We start from the raw sequence: 1,207 nt of genomic DNA, 5'->3' as shown, positions 1-1,207 counted from the left end.
CTGTTTGATAGCAATTCGCGATTATCTATTAAAAATTAATAATAAACCATTAACATTAACATTTAGATTCTGTTTGTGACAACCGTCAAGCCCGTTTTTTGTACGAAATTCTGGAAACATATGAAGCTGGGATTCAACTTGCAGGAACAGAGGTAAAATCAATTCGTACAGGTAAAGCGAATCTTCAGGATGGTTATGCTTTAATTCGCAATGGCGAAGCATGGCTACTTAACATGCATGTTTCTCCCTACACTCAAAGTAGTGCTTATTTTAACCACGAACCGCGCCGTACCCGCAAACTTTTGTTACACCGCAAAGAAATACGTACTTTGGTTGGTAAAGTCGAACAAGAGGGTTTAACTTTAATTCCTCTAAAAATGTACCTCAAACGCGGCTTGGTCAAAGTAACTATTGGACTTTGTAGAGGTAAAAAACTTCACGACAAACGGGAAGACCTCAAACGTCGCGATGACCAACGCGAAATGCAACGGGCAATGAAGAGATATTAAATTGGGGCATTGGGCATTAAATTAAATTAAAAGAAACCTAGTTTCTCCCCCATGTAAAATATCAAATCAAGCACAACAAATACTAGAAACCGGGTTTCTCTCAAAATGCAGAAACCCCGAATAACCTCATATCTACTTATTTCACAACTGTTCTAAATTCTAACTGAATTAAATAAAATACAACTTCTGATTCTGTAGTATTGTGTTGGGTTACGCAAAGTCTCCAACGTCAGTTATTGTAACACGGGGTAGACGCGTTAGAGGCTTCTGTAAGTACCCCTGCAAAACAGTGACTCCCCAAACTACAAAGAATTGCATATTAATAAATCCTCAATCCTGTGGAGTATGTTACTTCGCCGATAGAACTGTTATACATATTTCCACTTCCAAAACATTGCAGCTTGACCGCAATATAATTCACCATCTACAAGATTCCAAAGCATCCCGTTATCAATATAAAAACGCTTACCCATACTAGAGATACGAATACCCGAATAGTTATTAAATCCTTTAATTGCAGCTTCTCCTAATAAATTTTGTCTATCTTCCTGTTCCCTTACCTCAGTAGATTGTCTCGAAGGCATTCGTGTAAAATCTTCCCAAGATAATTCCCACAATTCCAAAGCCCTACTATTACCATAATTAAAAATAGGGTCGGGTTCCGTACCGTGGGAAATCACAATAAAAGGTGCTTCAAA

At 37.9% G+C, this 1,207-nt stretch carries 1 protein-coding gene and 1 pseudogene; one reads left to right on the top strand and one right to left on the bottom strand.

From position 1 onward, the window contains the following. Positions 1–71 precede the first annotated feature (71 nt). A pseudogene (smpB, locus tag CK510_RS30610) lies at positions 72–509 on the top strand (SsrA-binding protein SmpB); the annotation flags it as partial. Between the two features lie 368 nt (positions 510–877). Here the strand turns inward: smpB and CK510_RS30605 are convergent. Further along, positions 878–1,207 (bottom strand): MEKHLA domain-containing protein (locus CK510_RS30605; RefSeq protein ID WP_143289537.1); only part of this gene is annotated, 330 nt, incomplete at its 5' end.

The organism is Brunnivagina elsteri CCALA 953 (assembly GCF_002289455.1).
GTDB lineage: Bacteria > Cyanobacteriota > Cyanobacteriia > Cyanobacteriales > Nostocaceae > Brunnivagina > Brunnivagina elsteri.
Note: the sequence above shows the minus strand (reverse complement) of the source record. Positions and strands in the feature narration are given on the sequence as shown.